This window comes from Winogradskyella aurantia (assembly GCF_002266855.1).
GTDB classification, from domain to species: domain Bacteria; phylum Bacteroidota; class Bacteroidia; order Flavobacteriales; family Flavobacteriaceae; genus Winogradskyella; species Winogradskyella aurantia.
The window spans coordinates 68785-87590 of record NZ_NGJN01000004.1 but is presented as its reverse complement, the minus strand read 5'-3'; the positions used below and the strand labels follow the sequence as shown (position 1 = coordinate 87590).

Sequence of the window (18806 nt, the reverse complement as noted above, 5' to 3'; positions counted from 1 at the left end):
ATTTCAATCAATATTAGATCAAGCGCTGACTGCATTGTTTACAAAATACATTTGCAACTTACCACGGTTTTTAACACTTATTTCGCCGCGCGGCTCACAGTCAAAGTCTTGTTTTATCAATTGATAGGTCGTTTCAGAAACATTTATTCGTCCAGGTTCTGACATGGATTCCATCCGTGAGGCCACATTTACCGTATCACCCCAAATATCATAAGCGAATTTTTTAGTACCCACAACACCGGCTACTACGGGACCACTATGGATTCCGATACGAATATCAAAGGTTAGCTCGCTGGTGGTATCGCTTTTGGTCTGCGTTACAAAGTCTGCAATTTCAAGAGCTGCTGAGACCATGCGCTGGGCGTGCGCCTCTTTGCTATCGTGAATACCTCCAACGCACATATAAGCATCTCCAATGGTTTTGATTTTTTCCAAACCGTGGTTATCAATGATCTCATCGAATTTGGAAAAGTAAAAACTCACAGTTTTTACAAGCTCTTCTGGAGATAAGTTTTCAGAATAACTGGTAAAGCCCTTAAAATCGCTAAAGAATACCGTAACAGCTTCATATTTTCGAGCCTTGACCTTGCCATGTGTCTTTAACTCCGTAGCAGTGTCTTCTGGTAGTATGTTGAGTAGCAGCTTATCTGATTTCTTTTTCTCTGTTGAAATAGCCCTATAAAACCATAAGCCCCCAGCAAATAGCAACGCTGTAAAGCCCAGAATAATTCGTTGGTTTTTAGTACGTTCTTCTAGAAGCTCTACCTCTATTTGCTTTTGAGATACCTCAAATTCCGTTCGTTCATCGAATTGCCGCTGTAGTGTTTCTAAATTCAAAAGAGAATCCCGGTGAACGATGTAGTCTTTGTAATGTTTGAAGGCTATCTCTTTTTGACCTTTGTTGTCATACAACTCAGCTAATTTTTCATTGGCATCGGTCAGCTGTTCCAATAACCCATACCGATTTGCTAAACTTAGGCTTTTCTGGGTATAGTTAATAGCTGTTTCCAGATCACCTTTTTCAATGTAAATATCTGCCATAGTCATTAAATAGACGCTAATGGCATAATAATCCTCGTAAGCCTCAAGGATTTCAATAGCTTCGTTAATGTTATTTTCAGCGATGCTATTCTTGCCGGTATAGGCATAGACCATCCCTGTATTACCCAGATAATAGGCTTTGCCAATAGTATAATCGGCCTGCTCAAAGAGTGCACCTGATTCCTTGAAATACGCCAGTGCGGAGTCGAATTTTTTATTGTTGAGCAGCGCATCACCAGCATTTAAAATAAATGAAGCTAAAGCAATGGTATCTTCAGTCTGTCGTAAGGTACTTATCGCTTTGTCGTAGTACAACATGGCATTCTTATGGTTGTCGGACATTGCGTAAATATCGGCAACAGCGCCATAAGCCGCGCCTTTTTCATTAAGGAGTGTTTTTTGAGAAGCTGCCACTTCTGCGCTTTTAAGATAGGCAGACAACGCCTCGTCTAAATCACCACGATATTGAATAGCGTCTCCTTTTATATAATGGCCATAATATAAATATTGTATGTTTTGGGCCCGTTCAGCAAGGTTTATTAGCTCTTGGGCATAGGCCTGTTTTTTGTCAAAATCCGAAATTTCATTAAAGGCCAAGTTTTTGAGCAGTTCAAGTTTATCCTGCCCACTTAGTGTATCTGCCTCATAGATTGTCGCCAGTCTATCTGCTTCGCGTTGGTCTTGCGCAGGACAAGTTTGTATAATAAAAACATAAAAAAAGCCTAAAATATATTTATAGGCTAATTTCTTGGCTATCATGTCGAAGGTTTTGCTAATACTCTAATACGTGGATCTATAGTAAATGTCTTCGGTTGGTCTTTATAAGTACCTTTTTTGGGATTTATTGTAAAGCGAACCGTATAATATTCATTATCACCAATTTCAGGCCCTATGGCTGTCCATGCTACTTGTGAACTTACATCTCCATTGCCTTTTGTAATACTTTGGGTAAGGACATCTCCAGTACCAGTATTAGGATCGTAAATAATATCATCTATAGTCACGCTGTAATCGTCATTTTGTTTTTGAAAAGTGCTGGCCTTCCAATTAACCGTGCTACCTGGATTTAAGAAAGACTCGAAAGTACTGGGTTTATTGGGGTTTTCATTTTTACCATTATTATCATCTGAAAAAATTAAATTGCCCTGAGCCTGCTCATCAGATATGGGGCCTGGTGACAAGGGATAGATAGTCACACAATTTATTTGGAGGTTGATTTTAACGGGCTTGGAGTCCTTAACGACAAGTTGCCATACGGTATTTGATATGGGGTTTTGAGGCTCGTCGACAACCCCTTGAATAGCCGGGTCCCCATTTTTTTTAGCACCATTTGGTATCATAAGGTATTGCGAGGAACTTTTAGCCTGTAACAAAAACCAGCCTGGCTTATTAATGACCTCTATTTTTTTCCATAAAAAATTATCCGGTGCTTCGTTGATATTAGACAAGGAATTCTGACCGGTAGAGGCACCTTCCAGCATGGAATTATTTAAAACATTGAGGTACATGCCGCTGTATTTCACCTTAAGAAGGATATACTCTGAATCAACTGGAGATGGAATAATATCCCAATAAAAGTTGTCAGTGGTGGGGTCCACACCCTGACAGGCATAGCGCCCCTCTTCATCGGTTTTCTGAAAAATATTAAGGTATTGCCCACTGCTCTTTACTTGTATTTTTTGAAATTTGTCTGACATGTTTGGTTGATTTTTAGTTAGGATTAATTAGTTTACATTTTAGTAAGTCTTAAATATAGTCAATTTAACGGAATCTAGATTTACACTGAATACTTAAATAGCTATAATCTTAAGAGTAAAAAACACACCTTAGTAACAGCTTTTGCTCACTTAAAACTATGCAGATTTAGAAAAGTAAAGCCTTGTATATTTAGTCGGTCTTTTCAGAACTTCAGGCCCCAAGCGGTGATTTTTCAAATGAGGTATGCCCTCCTTTATCCACAGCGGTGCTTCAGCATCTTTGAAATAGTTATCAAAATATTGAAGGTTTTGAAAAACCTTGATATTATGAAATAAAAAAAACCACTGTGGGGCAACAGTGGCTTTTTAAATTTTTTGCTTAAGGTTACATCCTTATTTAGGCATTACTACCGTATCAATAGCATGGATGACACCATTAGATGCTGCAACATCAGCTATAACAACCGTAGCGCTACCGCCTTTGGCATCCGTTAACACGACGTTACCATCGTTAAGACTTAAGTCAATAGTCCCGCCTTGCACCGTAGTTACCGTAAATTTACCATCGTTATTAGTAATGGCATCAACAACCGCAGCGGCTTCAAATTTTCCTGATATCACATGGTAGGTTAAAATACCTGTTAATTGGTCTTTATTTTCTGGTAGTAATAGCGTATCAACCGTTCCTTCTGGTAATTTTGCAAAAGCATCATTAGTTGGTGCAAACACCGTAAATGGACCTTCACCGCTTAGTGTTTCGGCTAAATCAGCAGCTACAACAGCAGCAACAAGCGTAGAAAAATTATCATTTCCAGATGCTACTTCCACTATATTTGGTGTAACCTCTTCCACTTCTTCTACTTCCATTACATCTTCCACTTCCGTAGCCTCGGTATCTTCTTTTTTCTTGTCGCCGCAACCGACAAATAAAAATGTACTTAGTGCTAAAATGCTTAATGTTTTAATTGTTTTCATCATGAGTTTATTAGTTAATTAGTTAGTAAAGTTAACCAATACATCTTCGTGTTTAGCAATATTAACAAAATATTAAACAAAATAGTCGCAGCTCTTGAATTATCTCATAGTGACTCTAACAAAGGATATTGTAGCAGTCGCATGAAATTAATTCTTAACTGGCCCACAAAATTCATTGTAATAGGTTACCACATCCAAAGGTTTAGTAATAGTGTTGTTGTTTATTTTTTCCACCAACTTTGGACAATCCCAAAAATAACCTGTTAAGCGTTTCTTTTTAAGTCCAAAGATACCTTGGGTAGCCCGAGCCATGGTTTGATCGCCATTTCTAAGAAATAATTCGAATTCATCAACATAGTCATTGTCGTCATGTATAAATTCTTTGGCATAGCAACTTAGATGGCCTTTGGCCAATACCTTTAAAAAAACCTTCTCGCCATAGCCAGGTCTACTGTAATAATCAAATTTAAAAAATTGACTTTCTTCTCTATACCAAAGCGATTCATAGGTGTAAATACCTGCTTTATAGCCTAAAAGATTTTCTGCCGTATAGCGGTTAACCTTGCCATGTTTATCCTTGAACCTAATTTTTTTGTAAAGCGCACCATCATTACGATTTTTAATGGATCCGTAAAGTGTATCATTAGTGTTGAGAACGATGTATCCTGGTTCATAATCTTGTGCATGTAATACTTGGAATGGCCAGCACAACCATAGCACAAAGAACGCCAGACCGACTACTTGACCTCTAAAAACAAAACACCGGTATACCATACATATACATTTAAAGCCATCAGAAATCAAAGAGTATACCAGAATCTCCTTTATTAAATGATTTTCACTAAAGCGCTTTTACAACATTTACACAATTAAATTCGTTTAGTCTAAGACAACAACGTTGCTTTTTAAGACCCACTTCCCATTGACTTGTGTGCTGTAGGTTATTGTAATTTTATTTCGTCCTGATTTCTTAAAAACGTCGATAAGACTAAGATTTTTATGAACGGTGGTATTAATAAAAATAGGTTCACAAAGTAAACGACTCGTTACAGCATCAAAGACATAGAGCGTCTTCGACCTGGGTTTTATATCCCAAAAACCAACCTCGTCTGCACCATCCCCATTAAGGTCTTTAAGATTCTCCAATTGTGATTGGTAGACTCCTTTGATAGTGATAGGATTTAGGTCTTTATTGCTAAAGGTGATAATGCTATTGCATCCGCCTTCGCATTGTACTGCTTCATCCGTCGCTGCAACAGAAAGCCGTATGGGGGAGATTACAGAGGCATAGTCTGATAGGCCGTCCCCATTAAAATCGCCGAACACTTGGCGTTCATAAGAGATGCCAGCACTACCACCGCGCGCACTGGGAAAAATAGGCGCATTAAGATCTTGAGCTGAATTCACAACCCCTTCGCGTAGTATTTTAAAAGCCCCATTTTTAGTCATCACGGAAAGATATGACGGGTAATCGGCTTCTATGCCGTTGTAGCTGACATGTTTGGTAAAGGTCACCAGGTAGCTTGGTCCCTCTTTTGTAATGTCTATTTGGTCATTTAAAATACGCTGGGAATAGTCTGGAAATTGTTCAAACAGCTGCGTTTTATGTGCTTGGACTTGATTCCTGGTCCATTCGTTTCCATAATAGGTCACCAAATCCATATAGTCGCTTCTGAGGTATGGTGATTTTATTTGGGTATGGTCAGCGTTCCACTGTTTTACAAACTTAATTACCTCTTTTTCACCCTTAGGATTAACCTCGTTACAACTGAGGAATAATACCAGAAATAGGCAGGATATAAATGGGGTGTACTTCATAAATCGCATCTAATTTTTGCTTCTAAAATGAATTTTAAAGATACGTGATTTTTAGATGACTTTTGGCACCATATACGTTTACTTTTTATTTCAAAAAGTTCCTTTTAGCATATTTACTTAACAAAAGACTATAAGGATTATCTGTGCACTGATTGGAAGTTGTAACTGAAAATACATTTTATAACGAGAAATCACGACTGCAATACATTTAATTGCCATTTCGAGCTAAACCATATCGATAAAGACTCCTTGCAAACGGTGATGCCTAATTTTATGAACCGTTAAAATAATTACAAACACCCTCACATTCCAATACATAATCCGTAACTTGGTTTTTTACAAATCACCATAAGAAACTTCATCGAAAACAAGAAACTTACCCTCGAATCGCTTTTAGAATTAGACTTTAACACCATTATCTGGATTGCGGCACCACTAATGTTTACCTTAGTGGCCCTAGAATATTATCTGTCCATCAAGCAACAACGATCGCTTTATCATGGCAAGGATTTTTTGGCCTCTTCGGCAATAGGATTTGGCAACTTATTTGTCAATGCTCTAACCAAGGTGGGCATTTTTTATATCGTGGTTATCTGTTATAATCTAACCCCTTGGAGTATTCCCAATACTTGGTGGTCTTATATATTTTGCTTTATAAGCCTTGATTTTGTTAGGTATTGGTCGCACAGAATATCGCATCAACAGCGCTTTTGGTGGTCGACCCATGTGGTTCACCACAGTTCTGAATATTACAATTTCTCGACATCATTTCGTCTATCTTGGGTGCAGAACCTGAAGCTTATATTCTTTTTACCTGTTATTATGTTGAGTTTTGACCCAGTAGTTTTTATCATCGTTCACCAGCTAGAGATTCTTTATCAATTTTGGATTCACACCGAGTTGATTCGAAAACTACCGCGACCTATTGAGTATATTTTTGTAACTCCCTCCCACCACCGTGTACATCACGCTGTAAATGTGGATTATATTGATAAGAATTATGGCTCTACATTGATTATCTGGGACCGTATGTTCGGTTCTTTCCAGGAGGAAAAAGAGCAGGCCATATATGGTATTACCAAGCCGGTGAATTCATTTAACCCTGTGTATTTAGTATTTCACGCATGGGGCGATTTATTTGCAGATATTTGGCAACGTCCTGCAAAAAGCTGGAATATCCTTTTTGGTAGTCCAACCTTATGGGAACGGCGACAAGTTAAAAAAAGGAATCAAAAAAACGCCTTATCCGCAGATAAGACGTTGTAGTACGCTTAATGGTTTTACCACTATAAAATTTCAACCACCTCTAAATCGAAGACAAGGTCTTGACCTGATAGTGGATGATTGGCATCTATGATGATGTGGTTCTCCTCTACTTCTGCAATTCTAAATTGCTGCTGAGAACCGTCTGCGTTAGAACCTACCAGCCCCATCCCTACTTCGGGTTTGATGTCCTCTGGAAGGTCTGTTTTAGGTACCTTGTGAAAAAGCTCCTTGTTAATGTCACCATAGGCGTCTTCTTTGGCAACAGTTATAGTTTTCTTTTCATTGACCGCCATATCAATAAGGCCTTTTTCAAAACCTGGAATAAGTTGGCTTTGGCCTAATTGTACTTTTAAAGGTTCTCTCTCTAAGGAGCTGTCAAATACCTGTCCATTGTTTAATTTTCCTGTATAATGTACCTTCACGGTATCATTTTCCTTTACTTTACTCATAAGTATTAATTTGTAATTTTTAAATAAAACGTCACAAAGGTATGGGCTATAAAATGGTTCAACGAAAAATTTTGGAAAAATTAGGGTGTATCATAAATAGATTAAAAACTACAAATCCTTAAGCTTTTAATTATTAATATGTAAAAGACTATTATTTTAAGTATAACTTCAAAATTATCTAGAGTAAAAGGGGGCCGTCTATATAACCGGAAAAAAGGGGTATATCCTATCATATAACTTTATAAAAGTATATAATGTTTTATTGGATTTGGTTAAAAGACCTTGTTTTCGGTCTTAAGTATCACGTACATCCCGCTGTTTAAAAGCTATAACAATCTCAGAACTGACAAATCTCACATGCTCTTAGCGCTTTGGAAGAAGCAATTGGTGAATAAATGTCATTTTTTCTACAACCGCCGGCCTGATCACAAATGGATAAACATCTTGCAATCCCATGGCTCTGTTGATACTATTTACTGCAAAAGATAAAGGGATGGAAACATCCACAATGGCGCTAAAATCTGTTTCCGTGTAAGGATCAAACGATACTTTCGTTGTAGTTTCATCGTCCAAATTTTTTGGTTTTACATCAACCCCAAAAAAATAGGCCGTCTCAACCATGTCCATAATATGGAGATAATGAGCCCAAGTTTCAGCCCAATCTTCCCAAGGATGTGAGGTTGCGTATTTACTGATAAAGGTATTTTGCCAATATTCTGGCGCCCCCATCTTATAATAGGCTTTTAAAGCTTCCCCATAATCCTGTCGTTCATCGCCAAAAATAGATCTGAATTGTGATAACGCCTCTTTGTCCGTGAGGATAAGCCGATTCCAGTAATAATGACCTACCTCATGCCTTAAATGGCCTATTAATGTTCGGTAAGGTTCTAAGAATTGTTTGCGCATTTGTTCGCGCAGTATGGCATCCGCTTCACGCAATAAAATGGTGATAACGCCATTGGCATGGCCCGTCATAAGACTTGGGTCGTTTTGTTGGGTAACAAAATCAAAGCAAAAACCGTCGTTGTCCTTTATTTTGCTGCTTAGACTCAGACCGATTTTCTGGAGTTGATAAATCAAACGGTGTTTGGCAATTTCTAGCTCTTTCCATTTTTCATAATTATTTACATCGGTGAGATTTGGAATGGTTCTATTAAATTGGCAAGCGGTACAAAACTCTTCGTCACTGTCCTTATCAATAACCCAATTGCACACCTCGTGAATCTTATTTTTACAATACTTATATTCCCGTTGTTCCCTATCGGAAATTAGAGCTGTTTGCGTATTAGGATTAAAGGTAAGCATTTTGCGGTCTGTGTCCCTAAAACCTGATAAATGGCCACAGTTTTCGCAGAGGTGATTTTCAAAGTATAAAGCATGCCCACAGTGGCCGCACTGAAATATTTTCATTTCTAATATGCTATGGTAAAACCCATGAAATTAACAAGGGCAAAATTAGACTAATTCTATGGATAAATTGGTGATTAATTGAGAAGTTGCACTACCGCGAATACCACCAAAAACTGGCATAGTATCATCATAATGTGTGCTTGAAGCCACGGGAAAATGGGAGTTACCAGTTAAAATACCATGACTTGGATCTACGCCTAGCCATCCAGCACCTGGTAAATACAAGTCCACCCAAGCATGGAGCTCATATCCCGGTTTGTCCATTTCAAAATAAAAATAGCCACTGACAAAGCGTGCTGCCATTCCTTGCTGCCTTAGAAGATGGATGAGCATCCAGGACAAATCACGACAGGAGCCCTTTTTTAATTCAAACGTCTCGTTTGGATGCATTGGTGCACCTTCTTCTCTATAGACCACTTTAAAATCCTGATGCACCTGTTTGGTTAAGTTGGATATATAATCCAACGTATTATTTTTGGCTGACTGTTGTATGGCGTTACCAAAAGCCATTAGGTCCTTGGATATGGGCAGGTGTTCTAATGCAGAACCTAGTAATTTTTTTTGTTTTTCGCTATATTGAAAGGGCAATTGATTGTAGCGGGTGGGATATAGAATGAAATTAAAGGGATTATAGTCTACTGTATTCACCACACTTTGAGCGCTAATTGTAAATTGGTTGGTGAGACCTTCAAACCAACAAAAATCCACCAAAGCGTGGTTCTCGTCTTCTATAATGCGATGACCCGCTGGTTTTGGATTTAGCTCTAATGAAAACTCCAAATTTTTTAAAAAGGCTGTTTCTTTTGGGCGGAATCTCAAATAATGAGGCTCTAGGAACACGTCCGAATCAAAGATATACTGAGTTTGATGGGTAATTTTATAAGTTTTTGCAACTTCCATTTCGGTGGTGTTCTTTTTTTGGATTACACTAGGGGAACAATTTATAAGACATTTATGTTACTTGATCAATAACAAAAAAAGACTCATAAATTGCAGAAGAAATGGCATTCAATTTACGTTGAAAATCATCGAGGTATTCGTGCATTCCTTGTTCAATAATGTCATTAATTGCAGCAAATTCAAGCTGTGATTTTAATAGGCCTAGTTGTTTTTGAGCTGGATTAGTAAAACCTACTGAACTACCAGAAATAGCGTTAAGTGAAATCTCAGCATGCACCAGACAGGCTAATATGGAGCGCGGAAACGCTGTATCCAATATGAGAAATTCAGCGATGGTTGCTGCATTTAATTTTCCGTGTTTTTTCCTGTACATATCATAAGCACTGACTGATTTTAGCAAGGCAGCCCATTGAATTAAATCTAAGGACGATCCCACTTCCTTTGGCGAAGACAATAAAATGTGATATTTCACATCCAATACTCTAGAGGTTTTATCTGCACGTTCTATGACTTGGCCGAGTTTTCCAAAATGCCAGCTCTCTGTTCTTGATAGGGTAGCATCAAACATACCATACAGTAGTTGGCAACCATTCTTAATCTCAGTAAAAAATTGCCTTAAATTCTTCGATTTGTAGCGCTTTTTTTCTACGCCTTCCTTAACCAAAAAGTAAAGGTGATTGATTTGTTCCCAGACTTCTTTAGTAATTTCTGAACGTATGGCTCTGGCATTTTCCCGGGCATTGGAAATACAACTATAGATTGAATTTGGGTTATTGATATCAAATCCTAAAAAGAAAATAACCTGGTTTTTTTCAGCATGGGCGTATAAGGATTCGTATAAGTCCCAATCGCCAGTTGCCAATACCAGCGGTTTCCATTGCTCAGACTCATTTGGGGGCAACTCCAAGGACAAGTTATAGTTAACGTCCATAAAGCGCGCATAATTCTCGGCGCGTTCTATATACCTATTCATCCAATACATGGTATTTGCTACTCTTGCTAACATGTTTTTTTATTTAGTGGTTTAACACCCAAGTATCTTTACTGCCACCGCCTTGTGAAGAATTAACAACAATAGACCCCTTGTTTAGGGCTACACGTGTTAATGCGCCTGGAATGATTTTTATGTCCTTGCCGTATAAGGCATAAGGTCTTAAGTCCACGTGACGTCCTTCAATAGTATCCCCCGTTAAGGTGGGGACCCTCGACAGGTTGATCATGGGTTGAGCAATATAATTTCTGGGGTTGTTCTTGATTTTTTTTCGAAACTCCTCGTGTTCTGATTTGGTAGATTTAGGACCAATGAGCATACCGTAACCACCAGAGGCGTCCGTTTGTTTGACAACCAGATTATGAAGATTCTCAAGAACGTATTTACAGTCTTGTTCCTCAGCACAGATATAGGTTTTTACATTGGGCAAAATCATATCTTCACCTAAGTAATATTTTATAATTCTTGGCACATAAGCATATACCGCTTTATCGTCTACCACACCTGTACCAGGCGCATTAACGAGTACCACATTGCCCTTGAGATAGGCATTGAATAAACCAGGTGTTCCTAATAGGGAATTTTTATTAAACACCAAAGGGTCAATAAAATCATCATCAACTCTGCGGTAAATAACATCTACTTGTTTCAAGCCGTGAGTTGTTATCATATAAACAATGTCATCTTTAACGATTAAATCCCTTCCCTCAACCAATTCGGCACCCATTTGCTGAGCCAAATAGGAATGTTCAAAATAGGCCGAATTGTATATGCCTGGTGTTAAAACCACCACATTTGGATTGTCTATTTCTGTTAAGAACTCTAAGGAATCCCTTAATATATGTGTATAATTATAAACCGGCCTTACATCCAGTTTTTCAAATAATTCAGGGAAGGTACGTTTAAGAATTTCTCTATTTTCAAGCATATAGGATACGCCAGAAGGGCACCTCAAATTATCTTCCAAGACATAATATTGACCATCTGCACCTTTAATTAAATCAGACCCGGTGATATGACACCATATGTCCTTGGGCGGTTTAAATCCTTGTAATTGTTTTAAGTAGGCCGCACTGCTAAATATTAATTCTTTAGGAATAATGCCGTCTTTAAGTACCTTTTGGTCGTTGTAAAGGTCTTGTATAAAAAGGTTTAAGGCTTTAATTCTCTGCTGCAAACCTTTTTCAAGATGTGTCCACTCATTTTTACCTATAATTTTTGGAATAATGTCCAAGTGTAGAATCCGTTCAGTACCTTGATTGTCATTGTACACATTAAAGGTCATACCTAGAGATAACTGTGCCCTGTCGGTAGCGTGCTGTAAGGTGTTTAGTTTTTTATGCCCCATTCTCTCAAGACGCTCCTTAAAGAGTTTATAATTCGGCCTTACCTTATGATGCTCATTAAACATTTCGTCATAAAAACCTTTGATCTCGTAATTCGTGAATTTTATTTTAGGCATTAAAAAAGAGACATTAATTAGTAGATATAAAATGCATGAATCCTGCATTTTTTTAAATATAAGCATTAAAAAACAAACTTTTCAGCTTAAGTAAAGAATACCCGGACTTAAACGACATTTACCAATGGAGTAAAGAAAACACTCACCAGTATTAGCTATTTAGCACCAATAGGTTTAAACGAAAGGTGTTAAAAGCCACAAAATTTCAAAAATCTTAATATGAACCAAATGCTGAATGTATCATTTGCTCCTATCTGGAATATATCAATTTTAAACTATAAGCCAGCCTTGACGGGCCGTGACTTTAACAAATTTTGGTCCGATGACGCTGTGGATGTCGTATTTGAAATAGAATCATCCATAGGGATAAAGGTGGTATAGTGCGCATAGCGCTCAAAAATTTCGTTGACGTAATCTACGGGTTCCGCACCGCGCACATAGCCATATTTTATAAAGGGCTTATTATAGTATTTTGGTGAACTCAACGCCAAGAGCATAGGTTCTACATTATCTGACCAAAGGTTAGGGTCTAGATTATTTTCCTCGGCCAAGCGCTGGGCATCTAAGACATGACCTAAACCACAATTATAGGCCGCTAGGGTCAACTTAATTCGGTTCAGGGAGTCAGGAACTGATTGAAATTGGTCATAATTTTGTTTTAAATAGGATGTTCCTGCTTTTATACTTTCATTTGGGTCTGTAGGTTCAGTTACCCCTAAGGAAGCTGCGGTGGCGGGCATAATTTGCATTAAGCCTTCGGCGCCTGCCCACGATTGTACATTGGGGTCGAACTTAGATTCCTGATACACCTGGGAGGCTATCAAACGCCAATCCCAGTTAATTTCTTTAGCATAGCGTTGTATGATTTCGTCATAAGGTCCGATTTGATTTTTGGATAGGCTGTAATAATCACTTCTAGCTCGCCTATTGAATGATCGTTTGTTTTTGAAGTACTTGTTGTAAATAACGTAATAGTCCGTGCTTTTCCTTTGCTTCTTAATCCATTTATTAATTACTTTTCGGAATTCTTTGGACTTCTTTCGCGTCACCCAAGCAATACGCTGAGAAAATGAAATAGGTACATCGATATTGAGAATCGGTTGGTACGCCGCATTTATTTTGGCCAAATTTTCATCTGCTATAGTATATTTTATCTCTCCATCGGCTACCATATTAATGATTTCATCGGTGGCTAGCTGACTGCTCAGTGTATCAATAACAATGGTCCCCCCTATTTCATTGGATAAACTCATTAAACGTTCAAAATACGCCGAATTTCTTCTCACAGAAACGGTATCACCAATCAACTCTATAGCATCGTGTATCAATTCTTTTTGCAAGGAACTCCAAGACATATTTCTATAATTGTCAGGTTTTTTTTGAACCAAGACCTGTTTGGTAAGATATAGGTATTCTGTAAAATCAACCTCCCACTTGCGCTGGTTGGTAATGGTCATACCATGTGCAATAATATCCACATCTCCTCTATTTAAGACTTCAAATTCAGAATCCAAATCATCTGAAACTACGAGTTCTAATTTGAGGTCCAAGTCATCAGCCAATCGTTTTAATAGCTCATATTCAAATCCCATGGGTTCGCCCCTGTATAAAAAATAGCTCGTACTACTATATATGACCAATGCTCTAAGTATACCATCTTTTTTGATGGCATCAAAGTCGCGGTCCACAGAATTGGCTACGATTTCATTGTAGACTTCGACATTAGCACCAAGAGTCTTGTCTTGTTGTTGGCAAGACACCAAAAACAGGACTACTAAAACACTGATAAGAGGCTTAATTTTAAACATGGTTTCTATCAAATATACTAATTATTGTTTTAGTCGATATTTACAATATATTGATTTTTAGCTTAGCATGATGAAAGTTCATTAGCGCTAGCTCGCTAGGCAGCTTCTGTAACTAATAAGTCTTTTGATAGTCCTAGTTCGTATAAGTCTGTTTTTACTGCGTCCATCATTGCGGGTGGACCACAAAGATATACAGGCTTGGAAATGTCTAGGTTATAAGTTTGTAAGATTTCCTTATCAATATGACCATATTTGTATTCGTTGAGATTTTCTTTAGATAAAACGACATGAAGGTCATCACCCAACCAGGTTTCTAATTGGTTCTTATAGATAATATCCTTTTTTCTATGGTTGGCGAAAAACAATGTATTCCCTTTGAGCTCAGCCTTTCGTCTTAAATCCTTTAAAATGGATATAAATGGCGTTACCCCTGCTCCACCGGCTATAAATGTGCCTTCACCATGATACTGTATAGCACCCCAAGCCTCTCCAATAATTAGGTGGTCACCGACCTTCAAGGTTTCTATTTGTTCGGTAACCCCGTCATGTGAAGGGTATACTTTTATGGTGAATTCCAAACGGTCGTCCTCAGGTAAGCTCGTAAAGGTAAACGGTCGTTTTTTATCCCTCCACGTGTCCTTGTCTATGGCTAATTCTGTCGCCTGACCCGGTGAAAACGAGTATCCTTTAGGTTTGTTGGTTACAAGGCGCAAGACATTGTGATTGACGTGTTCTATCTTTTCTAGTGTAAGTTTGTATTCCATAGTTTGACTTTTTTCAATAATATAAAGCTCAAAATCTCAATTTTCCTTAAAAAAGTTATAAAAAGGCACGATTTCTCGTAAAACACGGATATTTTACAGAAATATATGATTTAAGCTTTTATTATGACCAAAACCTCTTAAATTACTATTAAAACCCTTGGAATTGACCTAAAAATATGTAGTTTATCTTTAAATACTATGAAAAAATGAAAACTATACTATTTAAATATGATGGTGTGAGTTCAAGCGAAAGTTTGGAAACTTATGCCAAGGAGAAAATTGAAAAACTCTTTACCCGGAATGATTTTCTAGTTCGAGCGGATGTTTTTTTTAAAACAGAAAACACATCCAATACTGATACTGGAATGATAGCAGCCATACGATTAAGTGCTCCGGGACCAAGATTATATGCAGAAGCATCAAAATCCAATTTTAGGGCCGCTTTAAGTGAATGTGTTGACCAATTACGGCAACAATTAGCGAAACGTACAGAAATTTTAAAATCTTATTAAAAAATTTATGGAATCACAGACTATTCAAAACCAAATAACATGTATTTACGCCAGTGGCAGTAAATTCAGCGACCAAGTACAGGCTTTCCTAGAATCTGCTGATAAAGCTACGCTGAAAATTGATATATGTAAAACAATGCCATCTGATACTCAATGGCATGATATAGCAGAGCGTTTAAATATTAGCCTAAAGATGCTTATTGATACCCAAAAGCTTAAATTATTTGACCAAACATCGGATTTTGATGAAGAAAGCTTAGTTAAAATATTGGCGAATCACCCTGAAGCATTAAAAGGTGCTATTGTTATGGAAGGCGAACGTATCTCCCACATACTCCGTTACACTCAGCTATTAGAATTTTATAATGTAGACTCTGCCGGATTAACAAAAACCATGCACTCAGAGGAGCCAGTTACCCAGCGTCAGACGGGTGATGAACGCTTTTTATAATTTTTCAACTGTTAAAACAGCGTCAACTAGCCTTCACGACGTAGAACTTCCAAAGGTGAGCTGTTCAGAACCGTTCTAATATTGCTCAGGCCAATAATTAAAACCAAAATCGTGATTCCCGGTAAAAACACCACAAAAGGAATTATGGACGGAACAAAAGATTCTTCAAACACGAAAAGAGCTAAACAAAGACTGCTTGCTAAGGCCAATAAAATACCCACTAAACTTCCTAGCATTCCTAAAAACGTATATTCCAGTGCTGATATTTTTAAAATTTGAGAATTCTTGGCACCTAGAGTGCGCAATAAGACACTTTCCTTAATACGTTGATATTTGCTGGTCCTTACAGAACCAATCAAAACAATGATGCCTGTAATAATGCTAAAGAAGGCCATGAAATTGATTATCCAAGAAACTTTGTCTAAAATATCTTCTACAATAGTATACACTTGTCTTAAATCTATAATGGATACGTTGGGAAATTCTGCAACGAGGTCACGCTGTAAAGCGGCCGAACGCTCTTCATTAGGAGCCGTTGTTGTAAATACATTAAACTGTGGCGCTTGCTCCAACACGCCTTTTGGGAAAACGATTGAAAAGTTAAGTTGTAAACGCCCCCAATCAACTTGCCGAATGCTACCAACTGTCGTTTCCATGAGTACACCTTGAATATTAAATATGATGGTGTCACCAATGCTAACTTTGGTATCCTCTGCTAAATTATCTGATATGGAGATGACTACGGGGTCACTAGCATTTAATTGAGGTGTCCACTCCCCTTCTAAAAGCTCTTCAGAATCAATTAGATTGTCGCGATAGGTAGTTCTAAATTCATGATTTAAAACCCAACCTCTTACTTGACGTGTGGTATCTTGCCGCAAATCATTTACCAATTGGTCTTTAATTTTATGCATACGCATGGTTACCAACGGAATATTACTTAGAATTGGTAAGTCATTAGCCTCGATGCGCTGTTGAACAGCATTGCGCTGGTCACTTTGTACATCTAAAATAATGATGTTGGCATTTTCCACCGTTTGCCCTACTTCCGTTTTAGCTAGTAAAATATCTTTCGTGAAATACAAGGTACTAATAAGGAACGTCCCTAAACCAATGGCTACCACTAAAACTAAAGTTTGATTGTTAGGTCGGAATAAATTTAAAAGACTCTGCCGAGATGTGTAGCCCCATGTTTTTGGATAATAACGCCTAACGGTCTTCATGAAAAGAATAGCTATACCCCCTAATGTGGCAAATGTTATGACTGTCCCTCCAATGAAAGCCAAAGCATATCTCACATCCTTCAGCAGCCAAACCGAAAATAAAAATAGAAATATAACAATCGCCAAAAACACTAACAATTTAATATTTTTTGGTTGTTTTCCACCATTGTCATTTACACGAAGTACTTCTAATGGCGAAACATACCAGGTCCTAAGTAGGGGTAGTAAGGCAAATAAAACAGACATAAAAACACCTAGAAAAATACCCATAAGTATGGGTGCGGCTGTAATTGTAATTTCAACATCGAAAGGTAAAAACTCCTTTAAGATGTAAGGAAATAATTCTTGTAGTCCCACGCCGATGCTTGCTCCTATAAGCCCTCCCAAAAAACCTATCCCGGAAATCTGAATTAGAAAAATGAGAAAGCTTTGTTTTCTTGAAGTTCCCATACACTTTAAAATAGCGATGGCTTTCAACTTTTCTTTAATATAAATATGTACAGAACTTGCAATGCCAATACAGCCTAAAAGCAAGGCAATAAAAGCTGCAAGATTTAAAAATTTGCCCACATTGTCATAGCGTCTCCCCAATCGTCTGCTTGTACTGGTATGCGTATCTAAGTCCGCATTCTCCAAATCTAGCATTGGTTCGATTTTGTCCTCAAACCGTTCTATATTCAAGGTATCTGCTGCTTTATAAAAAAATTGATATTCCTTACGACTTCCAAATTGAATGAGCTCTGTATCATCAATAAATCTATAAGGAATGACAATTGGTGGTGCAACAGATGTTGAGATTGCCGTGCTTCCTGGAATAGCCTTTAAGGCTCCTAAAATAGGTAAGGTTAATTGACCAACTTTTATGGAATCACCGGGTTTTATATTAAATTGTAACAGTAAAGTGGCATCAACTAAAGCGCCACCTAAGTCTTGATAAGTACTTGCTGCTGAGGCTGGTTCTGTATTAATATCACCGTAAAATGGAAAGGCACCTTGTAGTCCGCGTACACGAACTAATTTTGTACCTCCATTCTTTGGGAAGGCTATCATAGACACAAAATTGACTTCTTTAGCATCAGGCCTTAATGAGTCAATAATGGCTTGTGCACGTTCCGTTGGTTCCTGCCTGGTGTCGATGATATAATCCGCACCCATTAAGGCTTTAGATTGGCGTTGTATATTGTCCTTAAGATTTGTGCTAAACAGTTGTATGGCCACAACAGCCGCAATTCCAAGGATAATGGATGCCATAAACAACAGTAAGCGAATCCTACTAGCCTTTGCATCACGCCATGCCATTTTAAAAAGCCAAGACGTATTTGTCTTTAGTTTAGGTAAAGCTGTACTCAAAATACTTCAGTTCGTTGATTAGTTAAAATTTGCCCACCTTTTAATCGCAGTATTTGCTGTGTACGGTTGGCTAGGTCCAAATCATGTGAAATAATAACCAAGGTAGTTCCCGCCTCCCTATTTAAATCAAACAGCAACTGAATCACTTTTTCACCGGTTTCCTCATCTAAATTTCCTGTAGGTTCGTCTGCAAAAAGTATGGAAGGCATGTTAGAGAACGCCCTTGCTAAGGCCACACGCTGTTGCTCACCACCGGATAATTGCGATGGATAGTGATGAAATCTGTCGGTTAAGCCAACTTTTTCCAATAACTCCATACTCTTACTTGTAGCATCTTTTGCTCCTTGTAACTCAAGAGGTACACTGACGTTTTCCAGTGCCGTTAGTGTTGGTAGCAGCTGGAAATTTTGAAAAATAAAACCGACTTCCCTATTGCGCAGTTGGGCTCTTTCATCTTCATTCAAGTCCTTTAAATCAAAACCGCATAATTCTACACTACCCGCAGTGGGCTGGTCTAACCCAGCACATAGCCCAAGCAAGGTTGTTTTACCGCTCCCTGATGGCCCAACAATGGAGAACGTTTGTCCTTTGTCTACGGAAAATGAAATATTTTTAAGTACGGTTAATTGTTTTGCACCACTGGTATAGGTCTTCTCTAAACCATTAATCTTTAATATCTTTGACATATT

17 protein-coding genes are annotated in these 18806 nt (G+C 38.0%); 3 read left to right on the top strand and 14 right to left on the bottom strand.

Annotation, left to right across the window (positions count from 1 at the left end):
- Positions 1–18: 18 nt before the first annotated feature.
- The 5 genes from CA834_RS08345 to CA834_RS08325 all read right to left on the bottom strand — a co-directional run bounded on the left by CA834_RS08345 (position 19) and on the right by CA834_RS08325 (position 5531).
- The gene (locus CA834_RS08345; RefSeq protein WP_094968242.1) at positions 19–1800 is read right to left on the bottom strand and encodes an adenylate/guanylate cyclase domain-containing protein; all 1782 of its coding nucleotides are present in this window, start codon (positions 1798–1800) and stop codon (positions 19–21) included.
- A complete protein-coding gene (locus CA834_RS08340; RefSeq protein WP_094968241.1) occupies positions 1797–2738 on the bottom strand; it encodes an RICIN domain-containing protein in 942 nt (313 codons plus the stop codon). The genes CA834_RS08345 and CA834_RS08340 overlap by 4 nt, the downstream gene beginning before the upstream one ends.
- A gap of 393 nt (positions 2739–3131) precedes the next feature.
- A complete protein-coding gene (locus CA834_RS08335; RefSeq protein ID WP_094968240.1) occupies positions 3132–3713 on the bottom strand; it encodes a fasciclin domain-containing protein in 582 nt (193 codons plus the stop codon).
- 147 nt (positions 3714–3860) lie between these two features.
- Positions 3861–4487, bottom strand: a complete 627-nt coding sequence (locus CA834_RS08330) for a hypothetical protein (RefSeq protein WP_094968239.1) — start codon at positions 4485–4487, stop codon at positions 3861–3863.
- A 105-nt stretch (positions 4488–4592) separates the two neighbouring features.
- Entirely contained in the window at positions 4593–5531 is a 939-nt protein-coding gene (locus tag CA834_RS08325) for a hypothetical protein (RefSeq protein WP_094968238.1), read from the bottom strand.
- A gap of 438 nt (positions 5532–5969) precedes the next feature.
- Here CA834_RS08325 and CA834_RS08320 point away from each other — a divergent pair, with 438 nt between their 5' ends.
- On the top strand, positions 5970–6797 hold the full coding sequence (locus tag CA834_RS08320) for a sterol desaturase family protein (protein WP_240507531.1): 828 nt from the start codon (positions 5970–5972) through the stop codon (positions 6795–6797).
- 20 nt (positions 6798–6817) lie between these two features.
- On the opposite strand, the gene CA834_RS08315 is transcribed toward CA834_RS08320, so the two are convergent.
- The 7 genes from CA834_RS08315 to CA834_RS08285 all read right to left on the bottom strand — a co-directional run bounded on the left by CA834_RS08315 (position 6818) and on the right by CA834_RS08285 (position 14581).
- Positions 6818–7246 (bottom strand): FKBP-type peptidyl-prolyl cis-trans isomerase, encoded by a 429-nt coding sequence (locus CA834_RS08315; RefSeq protein ID WP_094968236.1) that lies wholly within the window; start codon positions 7244–7246, stop codon positions 6818–6820.
- Positions 7247–7609: 363 nt separating this feature from the next.
- Positions 7610–8656 carry a zinc-binding metallopeptidase family protein gene (locus tag CA834_RS08310; RefSeq protein WP_094968235.1) on the bottom strand — a complete coding sequence of 349 codons (1047 nt, stop codon included), beginning with the start codon at positions 8654–8656 and terminating at the stop codon, positions 7610–7612.
- Positions 8657–8701: 45 nt separating this feature from the next.
- Complete coding sequence (locus CA834_RS08305; RefSeq protein WP_094968234.1) at positions 8702–9556, bottom strand: transglutaminase family protein; 855 nt, start codon at positions 9554–9556, stop codon at positions 8702–8704.
- Positions 9557–9608: 52 nt separating this feature from the next.
- On the bottom strand, positions 9609–10562 hold the full coding sequence (locus CA834_RS08300; RefSeq protein ID WP_094968233.1) for an alpha-E domain-containing protein: 954 nt from the start codon (positions 10560–10562) through the stop codon (positions 9609–9611).
- Between the two features lie 10 nt (positions 10563–10572).
- Entirely contained in the window at positions 10573–12009 is a 1437-nt protein-coding gene (locus CA834_RS08295) for a circularly permuted type 2 ATP-grasp protein (RefSeq protein WP_094968486.1), read from the bottom strand.
- Positions 12010–12284: 275 nt separating this feature from the next.
- Positions 12285–13817 (bottom strand): MltF family protein, encoded by a 1533-nt coding sequence (locus tag CA834_RS08290; protein ID WP_094968232.1) that lies wholly within the window; start codon positions 13815–13817, stop codon positions 12285–12287.
- A gap of 95 nt (positions 13818–13912) precedes the next feature.
- Positions 13913–14581, bottom strand: a complete 669-nt coding sequence (locus tag CA834_RS08285; RefSeq protein ID WP_094968231.1) for an FAD-binding oxidoreductase — start codon at positions 14579–14581, stop codon at positions 13913–13915.
- A gap of 206 nt (positions 14582–14787) precedes the next feature.
- Between CA834_RS08285 and CA834_RS08280 the strand changes: the two genes are divergently transcribed.
- Positions 14788–15093 carry an HPF/RaiA family ribosome-associated protein gene (locus CA834_RS08280; protein WP_094968230.1) on the top strand — a complete coding sequence of 102 codons (306 nt, stop codon included), beginning with the start codon at positions 14788–14790 and terminating at the stop codon, positions 15091–15093.
- Positions 15094–15100: 7 nt separating this feature from the next.
- The gene (locus tag CA834_RS08275; protein WP_094968229.1) at positions 15101–15544 is read left to right on the top strand and encodes a hypothetical protein; all 444 of its coding nucleotides are present in this window, start codon (positions 15101–15103) and stop codon (positions 15542–15544) included.
- A 26-nt stretch (positions 15545–15570) separates the two neighbouring features.
- Here the strand turns inward: CA834_RS08275 and CA834_RS08270 are convergent, their stop codons facing one another.
- Together CA834_RS08270 and CA834_RS08265 are read right to left on the bottom strand one after the other, a co-directional pair.
- Positions 15571–18066: an ABC transporter permease gene (locus CA834_RS08270; protein WP_094968485.1), complete on the bottom strand. Its 2496-nt coding sequence runs from the start codon at positions 18064–18066 to the stop codon at positions 15571–15573.
- 47 nt (positions 18067–18113) lie between these two features.
- Positions 18114–18803 carry an ABC transporter ATP-binding protein gene (locus CA834_RS08265; RefSeq protein ID WP_094968484.1) on the bottom strand — a complete coding sequence of 230 codons (690 nt, stop codon included), beginning with the start codon at positions 18801–18803 and terminating at the stop codon, positions 18114–18116.
- Between the last annotated feature and the right edge of the window lie 3 nt (positions 18804–18806).